Here is a 1278-nt window from a genome sequence, read left to right on the forward strand (position 1 = left end):
GGGGACTGCCCCCGGTCCGGTTGACTCCTGACCTGTGAGGATCATGGTCCTCACTGGAAGGATGATGACCGTGCCGAAGGCCTTCCCTGCCGAGTTCCGCCGGGACGTGATCGCCGTGGCCCGCCAGGGCGGCCGGTCCCGCGCCGAGATCGCCCGCAGCTTCGGGATCTCCGAGTCCTGCCTGGGTCGCTGGCTGGCGATCGCCGACCGCGAGGACGGCCTGGTCGAGCAGTCGGCCCCGCCGGCCGGAGCGGACCTGGAGGCGGAGAACCGGGAGCTGCGTAAGCGAGCCAAGCAGCTGGAGCAGGAGAACGAGATCCTGCGCAGGGCGACGGCCTACTTCGCCCGGGACACCCTCCCAAAATGATCTTCCCGCTGGTCCGTGACCTTGCCGCCGAGGGTGTTCCTGTGGTGGTGACCTGCCGGGTGCTGGGCTTCTCCAAGCAGGCGTACTACAAGTGGCGGGCGTGCCCGGTCACCGACCGGGACTGGGACGACGCCCACCTCATCCACGCTGCGCGGAAGATCCACCATGACGACCCGGAGTTCGGCTACCGCTTCATCGCCGACGAACTCGCCGAGCAGGGCGGGCAGGCCGGGCGCAACCGGGTGCAGCGCCTGTGCAGCCAGGAGCGGCTGTGGTCGGTGCACTCTCGCAAGCGGGGCCGGCAGCGCCAGCCCGGCCCACCGGTCCACGACGACCTCGTGCAGCGGAGGTTCACCGCCGAGAAGCCCAACCAGCTCTGGCTGACCGACATCACAGAACACCCCACCGCGGAGGGCAAGCTCTACCTCTGCGCGGTCAAGGACGCCTGCTCCAACCGGATCGTGGGCTACTCCATCGATGCCCGCATGACCGCCGATCTGGCCACACAGGCGCTGCGCAACGCCCTGGCCCTTCGCGGCGGGGCGCAGGCCTTGGAAGTGATCGTTCACTCGGACCGAGGCAGCCAATTCCGCTCACACCGCTACGTCCGGGAGCTGCGTGCTGCACAGGCACGAGGGTCGATGGGCCGGGTCGGCACCTGCGCCGACAACGCGGCGATGGAGTCGTTCTTCTCGCTGCTGCAGAAGAACGTCCTGAACCGCCGACGCTGGGACACCCGCCAGGAGCTGCGCCTGGCGATCGTGACCTGGATCGAGAAGACCTACCACCGCCGACGCCGACAGCAGGCCCTCGGGCGGCTGACGCCCATCGAGTACGAGACACTCCTACAAGCCGCTCACGCGGCCTGACCGCCCCTACCCAGGAGAGTCAACCGAACCCGGGGCAGACCC

Annotated in this window: 1 protein-coding gene; it reads left to right on the forward strand. The window is 69.1% G+C overall.

The genetic code is table 11. From position 1 onward, the window contains the following. The first annotated feature begins 70 nt into the window (after window positions 1-70). A protein-coding gene (locus ACRYM0_RS20840) for an IS3 family transposase (RefSeq protein ID WP_432507760.1) occupies window positions 71-1236 on the forward strand; the annotation gives its coding sequence in 2 pieces (ribosomal slippage) (window positions 71-356 and window positions 356-1236; 1167 coding nt in all). Window positions 1237-1278: the final 42 nt, after the last annotated feature.

The sequence above is a fragment of the Kineococcus arenarius subsp. arenarius genome (assembly GCF_050871845.1).
Lineage (GTDB): Bacteria > Actinomycetota > Actinomycetes > Actinomycetales > Kineococcaceae > Kineococcus.